Below are 19527 nucleotides of genomic sequence, written 5' to 3' on the forward strand. Positions count from 1 at the left end.
GTGTATCGACAAGCGCACCGATCTTCGCAGCCGTGCCGCCGTTGAACGCGATGCACGCCAGATTGGGCAGCGTCGCGATCAGCGCCACGAGATCGTTCACCCCGTGATCGCGGATGCGGCTATCGAGACTCGTCGAGCAATCGATTCGCGAGGGCATCGAACGTCGTCGCAACCAGAGCGAGTTCATTGCCCGTGGCATCGCATCGCGCGATGCGGCTCGACGCACCGGCGACTACCTGCCCGCTTCTGAAGTGCTGGCAAAACTGGAAAGGCAGCTCGATGCCCTTCGCACGACGCGGGCCAAATCTCGATGACGTATACGGTCCGGTTCACACGGTCGGCTTCCGATGATCTGGATCGCCTTTATGGCTTCATTGTCGAGCGCGACGACGCCGATGTCGACCTCGCTTCCCGCGCACTTGTGGCCATCCCTGCCGGTATCGCGACACTGGAATCGTCGCCATTTACTTGCCGCAAAGCGCATTCGTCAATGCCATTTCTGCGGGAACTGATTATTCCGTTCGGCGCATCGGGGTATGTTGCGTTATTCGAAATCGACGACAATCAAACGGTAACGATTCTCGCCATGCGCCACCAACGCGAAAGCGATTATCACTGAGCCGGAGTTTTCGAGACAAGCGACGTATTAGACACAAAACCGCCCTTTCGTGCTGAGAAAGGAAGGCGTCCAGGACTGGAACCTACATCTGCAACCACTGACGCAGCGCCGCCCAGGCGCGCCGCTTCACGTCGTAAGGCATCGCCGCGTACGCCGGGCTGCTCGATGGCAACCGGACGAGCCGATATCGACCTGCCGTCTCATCAAGCGAGCGCATCCCGATCTTCTCCGCAGTTCCGCCGTTGAACGCGATGGCGACCAGATTCGGCAGCGTATCGACCAGCGCAACCAGATCGTTATGCGCATGATCGCGAATACTGCTATCAAGGCTCCCGACACGTCGAGCCTCGGCAACAACGTCCCACAAGCCAACGCGATGTTGCAGCAGGTTTTCGAGCCGAGTCGAATAATCCATCGCGACGAGATCCACCCTGATCACATCACCAACAAGCGCCCAAAACCGGTTCTGCTTGTGCGCGTAGTACTGCTGCTGCGCGAGCGACGCCTCGCCAGGCAGGCTGCCGAGGATGAGCACACGCGTCTGTGCATCGACGACGGGATCGAAGCAGCGCTTGATGGTCATGGCAACGGACGCGGTACGGTCAACGCGGCGCGTGATGCGCGCGCGAGGCGGTGTGATCGAGCGGGCCGCGTTCGCGTCCGAGATGCACGCCGGTTTCCTGGGTGAGCGGCACGCTCGCAAGACGCGACCACAGCGCGGGCAGCATGCATTCGGTCACGAGCAGCGGCGCGCCTGCGCGCTCGAATACCGAGCGGCGCGCGACGAACGCGTGCGGCGCGCGCTTCGGCTCGACCGCGATCTCGCGCGCGGCGAGCGTATAGAGCGCATGCCGCGCGCTCACGCGCCGGCTCACGAGCGCGGAGCGCGCCACACCGCTATCGCTATAGAGGAGTTCCGCGAGCGGCCGCGTGCGCAAGCGGCGCATGGCCTGCCACACGCCCTGACTCGCGGCGAGCGGCGTCACGCTGTGCGCGGCGACGAACGGCACGCCATCGACTTCGAGCACGATCTCGCGCACCCACGCGCGCTCGCGCGGCGCGAGGCCAAGCGCGGCGCATTCGTCGGACCAGGGCAGATCCACGGCTTCGCGCGTGACGCGCACGACGACGCGGCCGAGCGTGCGCAAATGCGCCGTGAGCGAACCGCCGCGCGTGAGCCAGTCCTTCTGGTCGGCGCTCGAGGCGGGCAAGGGCGTGACGCGCCAGTGCGCGTCAGCGGCATCGAATCGAAGAGGCATGGCGCGCATTATAGGCTGCGAAGTTTCCAGTTCGCTGCGAGCGCGGCGGACAAAAGAAAAACCCCTTGCAGCGGGCAGCCGCAAGGGGTCTCGGTCATGCAATGCGGCGTGAAGCCTTAACCCACGCGCCCCATCAACAGCGCGTTGGTGCGCTTCACAAAGCTCGCCGGATCTTCCAGCGCGCCGCCTTCCGCCAGCAGCGCCTGATCGAACAGCAGATTGCACCAGTCGCCAAAGTCCGCGCTATCGGTGCGCAGCGCCTTCACGAGCGGATGCTCCGGGTTCACTTCGAGGATCGGCTGCATCTGCGGCGCGTGTTGTCCCGCCGCCTTCAGCATGCGCTGCAGATAGCCGCTCATGTCGCCTTCATCCGCCACGAGGCACGAGGGCGAATCGGTCAGGCGGAACGTGAGGCGCACGTCCTTGGCCTTGTCCTTGAGCGCTTCCTTCATGTGCTCGACGAGCGGCTTGAGTTCTTCGCTCACCTTCTCCTGCTGCTGCTTCTCCTCGTCGTTGAGCGCGCCGAGGTCGAGGTCGCCGCGCGCCACGCTCGCGAGCGGCTTGCCGTCGAACTCGTTCAGGAACGACAGCATCCACTCGTCCACGCGGTCCGTGAGGAGCAGCACTTCCACGCCCTTCTTGCGGAACACTTCGAGATGCGGGCTGTTTTTCGCGGCCTGCCAGGTGTCGGCCGTGACGTAGTAGATCTTCGTCTGCTCGGGCTTCATGCGCGCGACGTAGTCGGCGAGCGAGACGGTCTGCTCGTTCGTGTCGTTGTGCGTGGACGCAAAGCGCGCCAGCTTCGCCACGCGCTCGCGGTTGGCGTGATCCTCGCCGATGCCTTCCTTGAGCACCTGGCCGAACCCGGTCCAGAACGTCGCGTACTTCGCCTTGTCCTCTTCGCTTGCTTCGGCGTCCGTAACAGCGCCGGCCATCTCTTCGAGCATCGAGAGCACGCGCTTGGTCACGCCGTCGCGAATCGCCTTCACATCGCGGCTTTCCTGGAGGATCTCGCGCGAGACGTTCAGCGGCAGATCGCTCGAATCGACCACGCCCTTCACGAAGCGCAGATAGTTCGGCAGCAGCTGCTCGGCGTCGTCCATGATGAACACGCGCTTCACATAGAGCTTCAGACCGCTCTTGTGATCGCGGTTCCACAGGTCGAACGGCGCATGCGAAGGCACGTAAAGAAGCTGCGTATATTCGCTGCGGCCTTCCACACGGTTATGCGTCCACGCGAGCGGGTTCTGATGGTCGTGCGCGAGGTGCTGATAGAACTGCTGGTACTGCTCGTCGGTAATATCGCTCTTCGAGCGCGTCCACAGCGCGCTCGCCTGGTTGATGGTCTCGTACTCGTCCTTCGTGACCATCTCGCTCTTTTCGGCGTCCCATTCTTCCTTCTTCATTTCGATGGGCAGGCCGACGTGATCCGAATACTTCTGGATGATCGACTTGATCTTCCATGCGGAAAGCAGCTCGTCCTCGCCTTCGCGCAGATGCAGCGTGATCGTCGTGCCGCGCTGCGCGCGCTCGATCGTCTCGACGGCGAACTCGCCCTCGCCCGCGCTCGTCCAGCGCACGCCCTCGGCGGCCGTCAGGCCCGCTCGGCGGCTTTCCACGGTGATCTTGTCCGCGACGATGAAACCCGAATAGAAGCCCACGCCGAACTGGCCGATCAGCGCCGCGTCCTTCTGCTGGTCGCCCGAGAGCTTGCCGAAGAATTCCTTCGTGCCCGAGCGCGCGATCGTGCCGAGGTTCGACACGGCCTCGTCATGACTCATGCCGATGCCGTTGTCGTCGATCGTGATGGTGCGCGCCTCCTTGTCGACGCCCACGCGGATGCGCAGGTTCGGATCGTTCTCATAGAGCCCGCTGTTCGCGATCGCCTCGAAGCGCAGCTTGTCCGCCGCGTCCGATGCGTTCGAGATCAGTTCGCGCAGGAAGATTTCCTTGTTGCTGTACAGCGAATGGATCATCAGATGCAGAAGCTGTTTCACTTCTGCCTGGAAGCTCATGGTTTCTTGTGCCATGGTCGGGAGTCCTCTTTCGTTGCAGTTCTAGTCTGACAAATGTGTGGCCGCGAGTTTCACGTCCTGTTCGCATCGCGGCGCGCCGCCCGCCCACGTGGGGACAGACGGCGCCGTTTTCAAGAGCCGCCACCCGCGAATTCAGGCTGGGGCGCCGCCGCCGCGCCGGGCCACGCCTTCGAGGTAGTCGGCAAGGAACGCAGGTAGCGCGGGGTCGCCGCAGTTGGCGATGTTGAAGCGCATCCACGTGGTGGGCGACTGGTGCGGCGAGAAGAGGCTCCCCGGCGTGAGCAGGAAGCCCGCTTCGTGGCCCGCCGCGGTCAGCGCGTCCGCATCGACGCCCGTGTCCGTCCACAGGAACATGCCGGCGCCCGGCGCCGCGAACAGGCGCAAGCCGGCGCGCTCCAGCATGCGCGCGGCCTTGTCGCGCACGCCATCGAGCCGCCCGCGCAGGCGCTCCACGTGACGCCGGTAGTGGCCTTCCGTGAGCACGCGGTAAAGCACGCGCTCGTTGAGTTCGGGACTCGTCATGCCGACGAGCATCTTCTGGTCGGCCACCGCCTGGGTCACGTCGAGCGCACTCGCGATATAGCCCACGCGCAGGTTCGGCGCGAGCGTCTTCGAAAAGCTGCCGAGGTAGATCACGCGGCGAAGCTGGTCGAGGCTCGCGAGACGCGTGGCCGGATAGCCGGCCGGGCAAAGATCGCCGTAGATATCGTCTTCGACGACGATGAAGTCGTACTGTTCGGCAAGCCGCAGAATGCGGAACGCCTGCGCGGCGGTCAACGAGGTGCCCGTGGGGTTTTGCAGCACCGAATTGATGACGAGCATCCGGGGCCGCCACGTCTCGACCAGCGCTTCGAGTGCGTCGAGGTCCGGCCCTTCGGGCGTGTACGGCATGCCGACGAGCCGCGCGCCCTGCGAGGCGAAGCGCCCGAACATCTGGAACCACGCGGGGTCGCCCACGATCACCGTGTCGCCGGGCTGCACATAGATGCGCGCAAGCAGGTCGATCGCCTGGGTGATGCCCGAAACGAGCACGATCTGTTCGGGCGTCGCGCCGATCTCGAGTTCCGCCATGCGCGTCTGGAGTTGCTGGCGCAGCGGCAGGAAGCCTTGGGGCGAGCCGAAGCCGAGCAGTTGCGTGCCGCTCTGGCGGCCAAGCGAGCGCATCGCGCCGGTCAGCAGCTCGCCGTCCAGCCAGCGTGCGGGCAGATAGCCCAGACCCGGCCCTTTTTCTGGCCGCGTGGACGTGTGAAGCATGTTGCGCAGCAGCCAGACCACGTCGATGGTGGGTGGCGCGGGGGCGGCCACCGCGTCGGCGCGCGCCGGGCCGCCCGCGGCCGCCGGCGGCCGTTCGCCGCCCGCCACGAGCGCCAGCCGCTCGCGCACGTAGAAACCGGAACCGCGCCGCGAGTCGAGGTAGCCCTGCGCGACCAGACGCTCGTATGCCTCGACCACGGTGAAGCGCGACACGCCCTTGTCGAGCGCGAGCTTGCGGATGGACGGCATGCGCATGCCGGGGCGGAACACGCGTTCCTCGATGCGGCGGCGGCCCCACTGCACGAGCTGGTCGACGAGCGTGAGCGTGGCCGCGTCATGCGGGGCGGGAATCTGGTCTAGCGGTACGGAGGACATGAGGGCTCCCTGAACTCGAACTGTACAGAGCACTATCGGGCCGATTGTACCGTTACTGTCTGCCACCATACCGGTACATTTGATCACATGCGTACCGGTAAGGATTCGGTAGCGGCGTCGGCCCACTGTTCAGGTGCGCGCTCCTGCCCCTTCCCTCCGGCCCCCTGGAAACCTCCGGCTCCGATCTCCCGCCCATGAACGCGTCTTCGCTTCGCCTCGATCACCTCGTCGTTGCCGCGCGCACGCTGGAAGAAGGCGTGCAGTACGTGAGCGACGCGCTCGGCGTCGCGCCCTCGGGCGGCGGCGCTCACCCGCTCATGCGCACTCACAACCGTCTCTTTGGGCTGTGGGGCGGCGCGTATCTGGAAGTCATCGCAATCGATCCGGCCGCGAAAAGTGGCGCCAATGCCCGCGCGCGCCTCTTTGCGCTCGACGACCCCGCCGTCCAGGCGCGCCTCGAACAGGGACCGTACCTGTCGCATTGGGTCGCGCACGTCGATCCGCCGAAGAACCTCGCACGCTGGCGCGAGCAGTATCCACAGCGCATTGCCGCGCTCGTGCCGATGACGCGCGGCGACTTTTGCTGGCAGCTCACGGTGCCGGAAAACGGCGCCTTGCCGTCCTGGCAAGGCGCGGGCGACGGCATCCTGCCCTCGCTGATCCAGTGGGACACGGCGCATCATCCGTCGCAGGCGCTGGCCGATACCGGCATCGCGCTCACGTCGCTCACCGGCTTTCACCGCGAGGCGCAAGCGGCGCGCGAGCAGTTGCAGTGGCTCGGCGCGGCGGACCTGATCGCCGTGGAGGAAGCCCTCTCGCCCGCGCTCGTCGCGCAGTTCGAAACCCCGTCCGGTCCGCGCACGCTCGGCGCGCCGGCACGCTGATCCGCCGAGCGCAAAGTCCCGCATGAAAGCACGCGAAACCCAGGGCATGCTGCTCGGCCTCGTCGGCGTCATGATCTTCAGCCTGACGCTGCCGATGACGCGCATCGTCGTCGCCGAATTCCACCCGCTCCTGAACGGCCTCGGCCGCGCGCTCGCCGCTGCCGTGCCGGCCGCGCTGCTGCTCGCCATCCGCCGGGAGACATGGCCCACGTGGCCGCAGGTCAAGAGCCTCGCCGTGGTGTCGCTTGGCGTGATCGTCGCGTTTCCCGTGTTTTCCGCCTTTGCGATGAAGACCGTGCCGGCCTCGCACGGGGCCATCGTCAACGGGCTGCAGCCGCTCGCCGTGGCGATCTACGCCGCGTGGCTCTCGCACGAGCGGCCCTCGAAGGCGTTCTGGGCCAGCGCGCTGGTCGGCAGCGCGCTCGTGGTCGCGTTCGCGCTCCAGGCGGGCGGCGGCTCGCTGCACGCGGGCGACGCGTGGATGCTCATCGCGGTGGGCATCGGCGCGCTCGGCTACGCCGAAGGCGCGCGCCTCGCGCGTCAGCTGGGCGGCTGGCAGGTGATCTGCTGGGCGCTCGTGCTCTCGGCGCCGTTCCTCGTGCTGCCGGTAGGCTGGCTCGCGTGGGCGCATCATGTGGCGCATCCGGGGCCCGTCGCGCCCGAGACCTGGCTCGCCTTCGGCTACGTCACGCTGTTTTCGCAGTTCATCGGCTTTTTCGCGTGGTACGCGGGGCTCGCCATGGGCGGCACGGCACGCGTGGGACAGGTGCAGCTGCTGCAGATTTTCTTCACGATGGCGTTCTCGGCGCTCTTTTTCGGCGAGCAGGTCGCGCCCTCGGCGTGGCTCTACGCGGCCGCGGTGATCGCCACGGTCGTGCTGGGCCGCCGCGCGGCGATCCGCACGGCCCCCGCGCCAGCGCGCGCATGAGCCGGTTTCGCGTCATAATCGAAAGTTTTCGGCGGCATCCGGCGCCGCGTGATCGCGCCCCATGCCGCCTTTGAATCCGTCACTCGCCCCACCCCAACAAGGAGACCCCATGGACCAGAGCGATCTCAAGGCCGCGCCCGCGTGGCAACTGTCCGAGCGTGCAATCAAGCTGACCAGCTCGGCCATTCGCGAAATCCTGAAGGTCACCGAGCGTCCCGAAGTCATTTCGTTCGCGGGCGGCCTGCCCGCGCCGGCCAGCTTCCCGGCCGAGGAAATGCGCGCCGCCGCCGACCGCATCCTGCGCGACGATCCCGCGGGCGCCCTCCAGTACAGCGCGACCGAAGGCTATATGCCGCTGCGCGAATGGGTCGCCGCGCGCCACTCGGTGGGCGGCGTGAAAGTGCGTCCCTCGCAGGTGCTCATCACGACGGGTTCGCAGCAGGCGCTCGACCTGATCGGCAAGGTGCTGGTCTCGCCCGCCAGCCCGGTGCTCGTCGAGACACCCACCTACCTCGGCGCGCTGCAGTCGTTCTCGCTTTACGAGCCGAAGTACGTTCAGGTCCCGACCGACGAGAAGGGTCTCGTGCCCGAAGGCCTCACGCCCGGGTTCACGGCCGGCGCGCGCCTGCTCTACGCGATCCCGAACTTCCAGAACCCCACGGGCCGCCGCCTGCCGCTCGATCGCCGCCAGGCGCTCGCGGCGTTCGCGAAGCACGCGCCCTTCCCCGTGATCGAAGACGACCCCTACGGCGCGCTGCTCTACGCGGGCGAGCCGTTGCCGACGGTACACTCGCTCGCGCCCGAGCATGTCGTGCATCTGGGCTCGTTCTCGAAGATCCTGGCCCCGGGCCTGCGCGTGGGCTACATCATCGCGCCCGAAGACCTGCACTTCAAGCTCGTGCAGGCCAAGCAGGCCACCGATCTGCACACGCCGAGCTTCACGCAGCGCATCGTCTACGAGGTGGTGAAGGACGGCTTCCTCGACACGCACATCCCGAAGGTGCGCGCGCTCTATCGCGACCAGTGCGAGGCAATGCTCGACTCGCTCGAGCGCAACATGCCCGAAGGCGTGAGCTGGAACCGCCCCGAAGGCGGCATGTTCATCTGGGTGACGCTGCCCTCGAACATCGACAGCATGAAGCTGCTGGCCGAAGCCGTCGCGCAGAATGTGGCCTTCGTGCCCGGCGCGCCGTTCTTCGCCGACGAGCCGCAACACAACAAGCTGCGCCTGTCGTTCGTCACGGTACCGCCCGCGAAGATCGAAGAAGGCGTCGCGAAGCTCGCGGCCCTGATCCGCGCGCACGCCTGACGCAAGCCCGGCGAATGGCCGGCGCAGCGCCAGGCTTTTTCCGACTCAACACCCGAATGAGGAATCCCCACCATGGCTGACATCAACATCTACGACCGTCTCGAACAGCTCGGCATCACCCTGCCCCAGGCAGGCGCGCCCGCCGCGGCCTACGTGATGAGCGCACAAAGCGGCAACACGGTGTACCTGTCGGGTCACATCGCCAAAAAGGACGGCAAGGTGTGGGCCGGCAAGCTGGGCGAGTCGCTCACGACCGAGGAAGGCAAGGCCGCCGCGCGCGCGATCGCGATCGACCTGCTCGCCACGCTGCACGCCCACACGGGCGACCTCAACAAGGTCAAGCGCGTGGTCAAGCTCATGAGCCTCGTGAACTCGACGCTCGCTTTCACCGAGCAGCACATCGTCACGAACGGCGCCTCGGAGCTGATCGCCGACGTGTTCGGCGAGAAGGGCAAGCACGCGCGCTCGGCCTTCGGCGTCGCGCAGATTCCGCTTGGCGCGTGCGTCGAAATCGAGCTGATCGCCGAAGTCGGGTAAGGCCACCCCGCCATGACCCAGCCGAGCGTGCGCTTCAAACAGGTCGACGTCTTCACGTCGATACCCTTCAAGGGCAACCCGCTTGCCGTGGTGTTCGACGCCGAAGGCTTGAGCGGCGACGAGATGCAGGCCATTGCGCGCTGGACCAATCTCTCGGAAACGAGCTTCCTGCTCGCCCCCACCGACGCGCGCGCCGACTACCGCGTGCGCATCTTCACGACCAGGGGCGAGTTGCCCTTCGCGGGCCATCCGACGCTCGGCACGGCGCACGCGTTTCTCGAGAGCGGCCGCACGTCGAAGACGCCCGGTCGCCTCGTGCAGGAGTGCGGCGCCGGCCTCCTCGATCTGGCCGCCACAGAAAACGGTGCATGGGCCTTCGCCGCACCGCCCGCGCACGTGACGCCGCTCGCCGCGGCGCAGTTCGATGCTTTGCGCGCGGCGCTGCGCCCGGACGCCATCGACTTCACGGCCGCGCCCTGCGGCGTCGACAACGGCGCCCCCTGGCTCGTCGTGCGCCTCGACTCGGCACAAGCGGTGCTCGCGCTCGACGCCGACTATGCGGCAATCGAAGCGGTTGCCGCGAGCGTGGGCGCACACGGCGTGGCCGCCTACGGCCCGCATGAAGCCGACGGTCCCGCGACCTTTGAAGTGCGCTGCCTCATGACCGGGCTCGGCAAAGGCGAAGACCCCGTCACCGGCAGCGCGAACGCCGCCATCGCCATGCTGCTCGAACAGCAGAACCGGCGTCCGGGCGCACGCTATACGGTGCGGCAAGGCACGGCGCTCGGGCGCGACGGGCGCGTACACGTCGAATATGACGATGCGGCGAAAAAGATCTGGATTGGCGGCCATACGGTGACGGTCGTCGACGGGACCTGCCGGCTCGGCTAAACGCAGGCAGCCCCCCGCTTCATGCAAGGTGCATTGTCCGCGCTGCATCGCCTCGCACCTATGCACCGCACATGGGCATCGTGCGCGGGTTGAGGCGACCCTCGCGTATACCCGAGGGACCATAGCTTCCTTAATCATTCCCCAACCAGTAATATCGAAACATCGGACGCATGACGCGTCCGGCGTGCATTGCGCGCGCGTCATGCGCGTATTCCCCCCAGCCATCCGTCATTCATGCCGCCGACCCAACCGAGCGCATCCTTGCCGTACTGGCCGCCGCAGCCGCGGTGTGAGCGCACGCGCCTACGGCGGCCGCGATGAGCGCTACGCGGGGTCCGTTCTCGCGCGATTCGAGCCTGCGCAACGTGCCCGGCCCGGCATACACGCGTCCGCGCGCGCTGCTTGCCATTCCGCTGCTCGGCGTGCTGGTGCTCGTGCTGCTGTGGGCGGTCATCTTCACGCGTCTGTCGGTCGAGAAGGAAGCCACCATGCGCGAGGCCACGGCCTCGGCGGCGATCCTCTCGGCGGCGCTCGAACAGCACACCGTCAAGGCGATCCACCAGGTCGACCAGATCACGCGCTTCGTGAAGTACGAGTTCGAAAAGTCGCCGGGCCGCTTCGATCTGGGGAGCACGGTCGAAAAGGGTGTGATGCAGAGCGACTCGCTCGTGCAGGTGTCGATCATCGACGAGCATGGCAAGCTCGTCGCCAATACGGTCGACCCGAATCCCAAGCCCATCGACCTCTCGGACCGCGAGCACTTCAAGGTGCACGAGCACGAGAACGACGACCAGCTCTTTATCAGCAAGCCGGTGCTCGGCCGCGTGTCCGGCCACTGGACCCTGCAGATGACGCGCCGTCTCAATCACCCGGACGGCTCGTTCGCGGGCGTGGTGGTGGTCTCGGAAGACCCGAGCTACTTCACGAGTGACTTCTACAACAACGCCGCGATCGGCCGTGACGGCGTGATTGCCGTGATCTCGGACAGCGGCGCCGTGCTCGCGCGCCGCACGGGCAACGCCGGCCGCGCGGACGGCGCGTTCTCCGCGAGCGGCGTGTATCCCATTTCCGAACATGCGTCGGGCACCTATGTCGACCCGATCGATCACGTCACGCGCATCGTCTCGTACCGCCATATCGATGGCTATCCGCTCGCCGTGCTGGTCGGTCTCTCGCAGGCCGAGGAATTCGCCGACTACAACCACACGCGCGACGTCTACCTGATGATGGCGACCTTCATCTCGCTCGCCATGCTCTCGTTCTTCGCCGTGGCCACGGGACTGATCGGCAAGCTGCTCGGGCGCGAGCGCGAGATGTCGCAGCTCGTGCAGTACGACCTGCTCACGGGCCTGCCGAACCGCTACGCCACGCTGCAGCGTCTGCGTCATGAAGTCTCCCAGCCGGGCAACCTCGGGCGCCTCGCCATTCTCTTCATCGATCTTGACAACTTCAAGACGGTCAACGACACGCTGGGCCACAACGCCGGCGACATCGTGCTGCAGATGAGCGCCGCGCGCCTCGCCGACGCCGTGGGCGGCGCGGGCACGCTCGCGCGCATCGGCGGCGACGAGTTCGTGGTGATCGTCAAGGGCGACGACATCGAAAAGCGCGCCATCGCGCTGGCCGAAGCCACCAATACCGCGTTCACGCATCCGTTCGACGTGCGCGGCAGCGCCTTCGTGCTGCACGCGAGCACGGGCATCGCGCTCTTCGCGGTCGCGCACGAAAGCGAAATCGATCTGCTCAAGAAGGCCGACCTCGCGATGTACGCCGCGAAGGAGGCCGGACGCAACTGCTTTCGCTTCTACTCGCCGCAGCTCGCGCACCGCGCCGACCACCTGATGAAGTGGGAACAGCAGTTGCGCGTCGCGCTTGCCGAGGACCAGCTCTTTCTCGCCTACCAGCCGAAGATCGATCTGCGCCGTCGCTGCATCACGGGATTCGAGGCGCTCGTGCGCTGGAACCATCCGCAATACGGGCTCATTCCTGCGGGCGAATTCATTCCCGTGGCCGAGTCCACGGGCCTCATCGTGCCCGTAGGCGACTTCGTGATCCGCACCGCGTGCGCGCAGCTCGCGCAGTGGCAGCAGCAGGGCTACGAGTCGCTCACGCTCGCCATCAATATCTCGGCGGTGCAGTTCTGGCGCGGCGACCTTTACGAGACCGTGGCGCGCGCAATCGAAGAAACCGGCATTGCCGCGCACCGGCTCGAACTCGAGATCACCGAGACCGCGATGATGGAGTATCCGGAACTGGTATCGGAGAAGATCTTCGCGTTGAAGCGCCTTGGCGTGCGCGTCGCGCTCGACGACTTCGGCACCGGCTATTCTTCGCTCTCCTATCTGAACCGCTTCGCCGTCGACACGCTCAAGGTCGACCGCTCGTTCGTACAGGCCATTCCCGCGGACCGCAGCGTGTGCGTGATGGTCTCGGCGATCGTCAATCTCGCGCGCTCGCTCGGGCTCACGGTGGTCGTCGAGGGCACCGAAACCGAAGAGCAGATCGCGTGGCTCTCCGCGCTCGGCCCGATCGAGGCGCAGGGCTTCCTGTTCTCGCGCCCCGTGCCCGTGGAAGGCGTGGCCGCGCTGATCGAGCGCTTCGGCGTGTGCAGCGCCACGCCGCCGGCGGGCACGCAAACCGCCCGCGAAGATCGCCGCAACGAGCGTCTGAGCGACGCACCGCAACCGCGCTGACGCCAGGGCGGCGCGCAGATTGCGCATTGTCCGCGTGTTTTCCCGCGTGTTTTCCCCTGTGTTGCACGAACCGCGTGCCTTCGCACACAGACCCGCACGGACCTTCGCACGCATGATGCAGCCATGCAAACCCGCACCGACGAACCAATCGCGGCGCCTGCTACGGGCCCATTGCGCGACCATCACGAACCGCTCCTGACGCTCTTTCGCGTCGTGCTGACCGTGTCCGCGGTCTCATGGGGCGGCCTCGCACTCATGGCGCAACTCGAGCAGCACTATGTCGAGCGCGAAGCGCGGCTCACGCAAACGGCATTCGCGGATCTGGTCGCCCTTGCCTGGATGGTGCCGGGACCGGTGGGCTGCAACGTCGCGGTGCAGCTCGGCCACGCGCTGCGCGGACGCGCGGGCGCCTGGGTCGCGGGCGTGGCGAGCGTGCTGCCCTTCTTCACGTTGATGACGCTGTTCGCCATTTTCTGCCGCACCCCGCTCGTGCATGCGGTCGCCTCGCGCACGCTGCTCGACCATTTCAGCGTGGTGCTCGCCATGCTGATCGGCGTGACCGGGTACAGGCAAACGCGTGCGCTCGTGCGCGGCCCGCTCGAATGGGGCGTGGCGCTCGCAGCCTGCGCGGCCCTCGCGCTCGCGGCGAGCGGCGCGGCTTACGTGGCGATTCTGCTCGTCGCGTTTGCCGCGGGCTGGCTCGCGAGCCCGGTTCCTTCAGAGCGGCTCGAATTGCGCGGGACGCGGCGCGACGTGCAGTTGCTCGCCGCGCTTGCCGCGCTGATCGTCGTGTTCGCGCTGCCGCTGCCGCATCCGCTCGACTCGGCACTGCTTTGGCCGCGTCTCGCGGGGGCGGGCATGACGCTGTTCGGCGGCGGCTTTTCGGCGCTGCCCGTGTTGAAAACGCTGTTCGTCACGCCCGCGCTCGGCATCACCAACGACGACTTCACGCTGGCGTTCACGCTCTCGCCGCTTTCGCCCGGACCGCTCCTCAATGTGGTGCCCTTCTTCGGCTATCTCGTGGATGGCTGGGTCGGCGCCCTCGTCGCCACGCTCGCGCTCTTCGTGCCGTCGGGCTGCCTCGTCGTGCTCGCGAGGCGGCACCTGCACCGCATGAAGGCGAACCCGCGCTTCGAGCACGCCATGCGCGTGCTGCGCGCCGCAACCACCGCGTTCCTCGCGGTCGCCGTTTGGCACATCGCGCGGCACGTGCCGCTGCATCTGTCGTATCTGCTGACGGCCGTGTTCTCGGCGATGTGCTTCGGCAAGCTCAAGCTCCCCGCCTACGCGGTCTACGCAACGGTAGGACTCGCGTGCGGGGCGTGGCTGCTGCTGGCCTGAAGCGCGCGTCCGAAGCGCAGACCCGCGCGCGGATCAGCGCGCGCCCGTAAAGCCGCTGAAGAACGCGCGTGCGTTGTCTTCGAGGCTTTCGAGGTGATAGCCGCCCTCCTGCACGATCACCGAAGGCAGGCCGAGCGCGCCGAGCGCCGCGCCGAGCCGGCCGAAGCCCTCGGTGGTCACGGCGACCTTCGACTGTGGATCGTCCTTGTAGATGTCGAAGCCGAGCGCAAGCACGAGCGCATCCGGCTCGAAGCGCCGGAGTACGCGCAGCGCCGCTTCCACGCGCTCGAAGAAGTCAGCTTCCGATGCGCCATGCGGCATCGGCAGATTGACGTTGTACCCCGCGCCCGCGCCATGGCCGCGCTCTTCCTCGTAGCCCGCGACCACGGGATAGAAGTTGGTCGGATCGCCGTGGATCGAGATATAGAGCACGTCGCTGCGGCCATAGAAGACCTCCTGGACGCCCTGGCCGTGGTGCATGTCGGTGTCGAGGATCGCCACGCGCTCGAAGCGGTTGCGCAGCGACTGCGCCGCGATGGCCGCGTTGTTCAGATAACAGAAGCCGCCCGCCGCGTCCGCGCGGGCATGATGGCCGGGCGGACGCGAGAGCGCGTACGACTCGCGCGCGCCCTCGTTCACGCACGCAGCGGCCGCCAGCGCGCTTTGCGCCGACCAGTAGGCCGCTCGCCAGGTGTTCGCACCAATGGGGCAACTGCCGTCCGCGAGATATCGCGCCGCCTGCGCGAGCACGCCGCGCAGCGGATTCGGTTCGCGCACGTAGATGTTCGACATCACCTCTTCGCCCCAATCTTCGGGCACGCGCTTCCACTCGGCGTGCGCTTCTTCGAGAAAGCGCAGGTAGTTCATGTCGTGCACGGCGGCGATGGGCGCGGTGCCGAAGTCGGCGGGCGCCTGTACGCCGAAGCCGAGCGAGCGTGCCGCGGCCACGAGACGCTCGGCGCGCTGCGGCACTTCCTGCGGCTCACGCAGCTGGCCCCGCGAAAAATAGGCACGCGGATGGTGCAGCAGCTGATCGGGGTGAAACCAGGTCTTCATGCTCAGTTCTCCTACTATTTCCTTTACGCGTCGGCGGCAACGGCCAGGCGCACACCCGCGCGCATCGCGACGGCGTTGAGCAGCACGTTCGCGCCGGCGGTGACGTCTTCCGGCAAGGCGTTCTCGGCTTCGTTGTGCGACAGGCCGTCCACGCAGGGAACGAACACCATCGCGGTTGGACAGTAGCGCGCGAGGTGGATCGCGTCGTGGCCCGCCCCGCTCACGATACGCTCGTGCGGATACCCGAAGCTCGACGTTGCCTGCGCGACCAGTTCGACGCACTGCGCGTCGAACGGCGTGGCGGGGCTCGTCCAGCAATGCGCGATCCGCATGCCGAGGCCGCGCTGTGCAGCCACGTCCGCGCATAGCGCGCGCAAGTCGCTCTCCATCGCGTCGAGTTGCGCATCGTCTGGATGACGCAAATCGACAGTGAACGTCAAATTCGACGCGATCGTGTTGCGCGACGCGTTCGCGATCTGCGCCTGGCCGATCGTCACCAGACCAAGCGGTGCGTAACGCGCCATCGTGCGTTCGATCTCGAGTGACATCTGCGCCGCGCCGAACCACGCATCCTTGCGATAGTGCATCGGCGTCGTGCCCGCGTGCGCGGCGACGCCCGTCACGTTCACGTCGAACCAGCGGATCGCCTGACCGCCCGTCACGATGCCGATGGTCGTGCCGTTCGCCTCCAGAATCGGGCCCTGCTCGATATGAGCTTCAAAGTAGGCGTCGACCGCCACGCCCTGCACGGCACGCGTGCCGCGCGCGCCGCATGCGTCGAGCGCGGTGCCGAGCGTCACGCCGTCGGCGTCCGTGCGCGCCAGAGCGTCCGCCAGCGTCATCGCACCCGCGAACACCGCCGAGCCCAGCATCGCCGGCGTGAAGCGCGCGCCCTCCTCGTTGGTCCACGAGCAGATCTCGATGGGCTTCACGGTGCGCGCGCCCGCGTCGTTAAGCGCGCGCACGACTTCGAGCGCGGCGAGCACGCCGTAGACGCCGTCGAAGCGGCCGCCTTCGGGCTGCGTGTCCAGGTGACTGCCCATCAGCACCGGCGCGGCCTGCGCGTCATCGCCTTCGCGGCGTGCGAATAAATTACCCACTTCGTCGGTCCACACCGTCATGCCTGCCTCGCGGCACCAGCGTGCGAACAGCTCACGCCCGCGCCGGTCTTCCTCGGTGAGCGCGAGGCGGCGCACGCCGCCACCCGGCGTCCCGCCAACGCGCGCCATCTCCATGAGGCTCGCCCACAGGCGCGGGCCGTCGATCTGCAAAAGGTCTTTCATCGGTCCATCCATCTCTGTCGAGCTATTCCAACACCTGAACAACGTCAGCGCGTGCTCAGCGCCTCGGCAGCGGCCTCGTCAAGCGCATGCGGGTGACGGCGCGCGTCGAGCGCGACGATGCACAAAAGCGAGACGCCCGCGAGGCACGTATAGAACACCGCGAGCGGCCACCACTGCCCCACATGGCGATGCGCGAGCCACGTGCCGACGAGCGGCGTGAGGCCGCCCGCGATCGCGCCGCACACCTGGTAGGAGAGCGAAATCGCGGAGTACCGCACGCGCGTAGGGAACACGCCGGAAACGAAACCGGCGATCACCGAATAGAAGCTCGCCATGCAGACCACGGCGATCGCGATGCCAATCACCATCGGCACGACCTTGCCGCTTTGCACGAGGACGAACATCGGATATGGCGAGAGCATCGCCGCGGCGGCCGCGCACTTGAGGAAACGCGCGCCGCCCGTGCGCTCCGCGAGCCAGGCGGCGAGCGGCTGTACAAGGAACTGGATGATCGCGACCGCGAACAGGCAGTCGAGAATGAGCGAGCGCGTGATGCCGACGTACTGCGTGGTGTAGGCGATCATGAACGTATTGGTGAAATACACACCTGCAATGCCGATGGTATTCGCGCCGATGCACAGCAGCACGAGGCCCCACGCCGAGCGGAACACTTCGGCGACCGGCAGCTTGAGCGTGCGGCGCTGATCCTTGAGCTTCTCGAACTCGGGCGACTCGTTCACGCCAAGCCGGATCATGATGCCGACCACGAGCAGCACGGCCGAAACGAGGAACGGCAGACGCCAGCCCCAGGAAAGAAAATCCGCCTTGTCGAGCGACGTGACCGAGCGGAACGCTAGCAGCGAGAGAATCAGGCCTGCCGGCGAACCCAGCTGCGCAAACGAGGCGAAGAACGTGCGGCGGCCTTCGGGCGCATGCTCGCCCGCCATCAGCACCGCGCCGCCCCACTCGCCGCCCACGGCGATGCCCTGCACCACGCGCAGCAGCACGAGCAGCACCGGCGCGAGCATTCCCACGCTCGCATACGAAGGCAACAGGCCGACGCAGACGGTCGCGACGCCCATCATCATCAGCGTGGTCATGAGCGCTTTCTTGCGGCCAATGCGGTCGCCGAGGTGACCGAAGATCAGGCCGCCGAGCGGGCGCGCGAAGAATCCGACGGCGAAGGTCGCGAACGACGCCATCGTGCTCACGAAGCGGTCTTCGGAAGGGAAATACAACTCGCCGAAAACGAGCGCAGCGGCCGTAGCGTAGATGTAGAAGTCGTACCACTCGATCATCGTGCCGATGAAAGCCGCGGCGGCGGCGCGCACCGGTTGCCGGGCGCTGGGTTGTGGGCTGGCCATGCGTCGGTCTCCTTCAGGCGCGTTGGGGATGGGTTCGTGGTGCATGTACGCTTTATCGCCAGCCACAAATCATTAGTCAAATTTCGCGTTATTATTCATCGCATAAATTTAACTAATACCTTTGGCGCACCACTGCGCCGGAGACCGCCCATGCGCGCCGACACTACCCGCTTTCTGAACGATCGTCTCGACTGGAACCTGCTGCGCACCTATCTCGCGATCATGCAGGAGCGCAGCCTGAGCCGCGCCGCCGCGCGCCTGTACGTCACGCAGCCGGCGGTGAGCCAGGCGCTCAAACGCCTCGAAGACGCACTTGGCCGCAAGCTCATCGAGCGGCGCGGCGCGCAGTTCGTGCCGACCGAGGCGGGCGAAGAGGTCTATCGCATCGCCAGCGACATCTACGGCACGATTTCCCAGCTCGAAACCGGGCTGGACGAGCGCACCGCCGACATCACCGGCTCCATCCGCCTGCTCACGGTGAGCCGCATCGAGTCGCGCGTGTACGACGAATTTCTCGCCGAATTCCACACGGCCTACCCACGCATCGATCTGCAGATCGAAGTGATGCGCTCGTCGGACATCATCTCGTCACTGCTGCAGAAAACCGCGACCGCGGGCCTGAGCCTGTGCCGCACGCCCATCGACAAGCTGGACATGCGCTGCTTTCTGCGCCAGCGCTATGCGATGTTCTGCGGCCGGCATCACCGGCTCTTCGGGCTCTCTCAACTGACCATGGACGACCTGCTCGCGGAGAACTTCGTCTCCTTCACGAGCGACCAGATCGGCGACAGCCTTTCGCCGCTCACGGTGTTTCGCGACCAACGCGGCTTCACGGGGCGGATCGTGGCGTCGTCCCCGAGTCTGGACGAGGTGCGCAGACTGATCTACGCGGGCTACGGCATTGGCTGCCTGCCCGAACATACGGTGCGGGACGATCTGGCACGGCAGCGCCTGTGGCGGCTGCCGCCGGAGGAAGGGCTCGTGGACGTCGATATCCACTTGCTGTGGCATCGCGAACGCAAGCGCAATGCCGCCGAAGAAGCGTTCTTCGATGCGATGGAGCGCTGCATGCAGCGCCATGCGCTCGCGCAGCGCCTGTAGTGCGTCAGGCGCGCGCCGCGAACGTCACAGGAGAAACGATCAGAACCCGCGCGCGAGCACCGCGACGCCGATCGTCACGATACCCAGCACGAGATTGACGACGACGAGGCGGCGCACGGTGCCCACGGCGCGCGCGCCGTCCGGCCACTTCTGCGCCTGCACGGCGCGGCGAATGCGCGGGAACACGGCGAAGCGGATGTGGCCGAAGATCAGCATCATCAACACGCCCAGGCCCGCCATGGCATGCAGTTGCCAGGTGGCGTGCTCGCCGCCGAACTGCATGAGCAGGAAGCCGCCGGTCAGCAGGATCACGATGACCGAGACGCCCACCCAGTTGAAGAAGCGGCCGAACACCGCTTCGATCAGCGGCAGGCGCAGCTGCGGCGAGAGGTCTTCGAGCGCCGGACGCAGGCAGAAGTGCGCGAAGATCATGCCGCCCACCCAGACGGCGACGCCCAGCAGATGCAGAAAGAGCGCGACTGCGATCGCGTGGCCCATGCTTGAATTCCCTCGTAACGTGTATTTATCTGGCGCACGCAGGCGGGAACGCTCCCGTCTCATGCGTTGTGCGCGGCATTATTCCATGCCGCGCGGCCG

17 protein-coding genes and 1 pseudogene are annotated in these 19527 nt (G+C 66.7%); 9 read left to right on the forward strand and 9 right to left on the reverse strand.

Annotation, left to right across the window (positions count from 1 at the left end; all coding sequences use genetic code 11):
- Positions 1 to 16: 16 nt before the first annotated feature.
- Positions 17 to 130 (reverse strand): annotated as a pseudogene (locus tag BHE01S_RS39385) (DNA-deoxyinosine glycosylase); the annotation flags it as partial.
- A gap of 180 nt (positions 131 to 310) precedes the next feature.
- Between BHE01S_RS39385 and BHE01S_RS31740 the strand changes: the two are divergent.
- A complete protein-coding gene (locus BHE01S_RS31740) occupies positions 311 to 619 on the forward strand; it encodes a type II toxin-antitoxin system RelE/ParE family toxin (protein ID WP_042271116.1) in 309 nt (102 codons plus the stop codon).
- Positions 620 to 701: 82 nt separating this feature from the next.
- On the opposite strand, the gene BHE01S_RS31745 is transcribed toward BHE01S_RS31740, so the two are convergent.
- The 4 genes from BHE01S_RS31745 to BHE01S_RS31760 all read right to left on the reverse strand — a co-directional run bounded on the left by BHE01S_RS31745 (position 702) and on the right by BHE01S_RS31760 (position 5543).
- Positions 702 to 1202 (reverse strand): DNA-deoxyinosine glycosylase, encoded by a 501-nt coding sequence (locus BHE01S_RS31745; RefSeq protein WP_042271119.1) that lies wholly within the window; start codon positions 1200 to 1202, stop codon positions 702 to 704.
- A gap of 19 nt (positions 1203 to 1221) precedes the next feature.
- Positions 1222 to 1878 (reverse strand): chorismate--pyruvate lyase family protein, encoded by a 657-nt coding sequence (locus tag BHE01S_RS31750; RefSeq protein ID WP_042271221.1) that lies wholly within the window; start codon positions 1876 to 1878, stop codon positions 1222 to 1224.
- A 116-nt stretch (positions 1879 to 1994) separates the two neighbouring features.
- Positions 1995 to 3908 (reverse strand): molecular chaperone HtpG, encoded by a 1914-nt coding sequence (gene htpG, locus BHE01S_RS31755; RefSeq protein ID WP_042271121.1) that lies wholly within the window; start codon positions 3906 to 3908, stop codon positions 1995 to 1997.
- A 138-nt stretch (positions 3909 to 4046) separates the two neighbouring features.
- Positions 4047 to 5543: an aminotransferase-like domain-containing protein gene (locus tag BHE01S_RS31760; RefSeq protein WP_042271124.1), complete on the reverse strand. Its 1497-nt coding sequence runs from the start codon at positions 5541 to 5543 to the stop codon at positions 4047 to 4049.
- Between the two features lie 194 nt (positions 5544 to 5737).
- On the opposite strand from BHE01S_RS31760, the gene BHE01S_RS31765 reads away from it, so the two are divergent.
- From BHE01S_RS31765 to BHE01S_RS31795, 7 genes are all read left to right on the forward strand, one after another.
- Positions 5738 to 6427 carry a VOC family protein gene (locus BHE01S_RS31765; protein WP_042271127.1) on the forward strand — a complete coding sequence of 230 codons (690 nt, stop codon included), beginning with the start codon at positions 5738 to 5740 and terminating at the stop codon, positions 6425 to 6427.
- Between the two features lie 22 nt (positions 6428 to 6449).
- Entirely contained in the window at positions 6450 to 7355 is a 906-nt protein-coding gene (locus tag BHE01S_RS31770) for a DMT family transporter (protein ID WP_042271129.1), read from the forward strand.
- 109 nt (positions 7356 to 7464) lie between these two features.
- Positions 7465 to 8664, forward strand: coding sequence for an aminotransferase-like domain-containing protein (locus BHE01S_RS31775; RefSeq protein ID WP_042271134.1), 1200 nt, complete (start codon positions 7465 to 7467; stop codon positions 8662 to 8664).
- A 72-nt stretch (positions 8665 to 8736) separates the two neighbouring features.
- A complete protein-coding gene (locus BHE01S_RS31780) occupies positions 8737 to 9201 on the forward strand; it encodes a RidA family protein (protein ID WP_042271138.1) in 465 nt (154 codons plus the stop codon).
- 12 nt (positions 9202 to 9213) lie between these two features.
- Complete coding sequence (locus BHE01S_RS31785; RefSeq protein WP_042271141.1) at positions 9214 to 10092, forward strand: PhzF family phenazine biosynthesis protein; 879 nt, start codon at positions 9214 to 9216, stop codon at positions 10090 to 10092.
- A 317-nt stretch (positions 10093 to 10409) separates the two neighbouring features.
- On the forward strand, positions 10410 to 12785 hold the full coding sequence (locus BHE01S_RS31790; RefSeq protein ID WP_042271145.1) for a bifunctional diguanylate cyclase/phosphodiesterase: 2376 nt from the start codon (positions 10410 to 10412) through the stop codon (positions 12783 to 12785).
- A 123-nt stretch (positions 12786 to 12908) separates the two neighbouring features.
- On the forward strand, positions 12909 to 14126 hold the full coding sequence (locus tag BHE01S_RS31795) for a chromate transporter (protein WP_042271148.1): 1218 nt from the start codon (positions 12909 to 12911) through the stop codon (positions 14124 to 14126).
- A 33-nt stretch (positions 14127 to 14159) separates the two neighbouring features.
- Here the strand turns inward: BHE01S_RS31795 and BHE01S_RS31800 are convergent, their stop codons facing one another.
- The 3 genes from BHE01S_RS31800 to BHE01S_RS31810 are packed head-to-tail and all read right to left on the reverse strand — an operon-like array spanning position 14160 to position 17829.
- Positions 14160 to 15182, reverse strand: coding sequence for a histone deacetylase family protein (locus tag BHE01S_RS31800; RefSeq protein ID WP_042271151.1), 1023 nt, complete (start codon positions 15180 to 15182; stop codon positions 14160 to 14162).
- Positions 15183 to 15205: 23 nt separating this feature from the next.
- Entirely contained in the window at positions 15206 to 16465 is a 1260-nt protein-coding gene (locus BHE01S_RS31805; RefSeq protein WP_042271223.1) for a Zn-dependent hydrolase, read from the reverse strand.
- 44 nt (positions 16466 to 16509) lie between these two features.
- Positions 16510 to 17829: an MFS transporter gene (locus BHE01S_RS31810; RefSeq protein WP_042271155.1), complete on the reverse strand. Its 1320-nt coding sequence runs from the start codon at positions 17827 to 17829 to the stop codon at positions 16510 to 16512.
- A gap of 150 nt (positions 17830 to 17979) precedes the next feature.
- Between BHE01S_RS31810 and BHE01S_RS31815 the strand changes: the two genes are divergently transcribed.
- Positions 17980 to 18930, forward strand: a complete 951-nt coding sequence (locus BHE01S_RS31815; RefSeq protein ID WP_042271158.1) for a LysR family transcriptional regulator — start codon at positions 17980 to 17982, stop codon at positions 18928 to 18930.
- A 39-nt stretch (positions 18931 to 18969) separates the two neighbouring features.
- Here the strand turns inward: BHE01S_RS31815 and BHE01S_RS31820 are convergent, their stop codons facing one another.
- Positions 18970 to 19428 (reverse strand): CopD family protein, encoded by a 459-nt coding sequence (locus tag BHE01S_RS31820; protein ID WP_042271161.1) that lies wholly within the window; start codon positions 19426 to 19428, stop codon positions 18970 to 18972.
- Between the last annotated feature and the right edge of the window lie 99 nt (positions 19429 to 19527).

Origin of the sequence: Paraburkholderia heleia NBRC 101817 (genome assembly GCF_000739775.1) — a bacterium.
GTDB lineage: Bacteria > Pseudomonadota > Gammaproteobacteria > Burkholderiales > Burkholderiaceae > Paraburkholderia > Paraburkholderia heleia.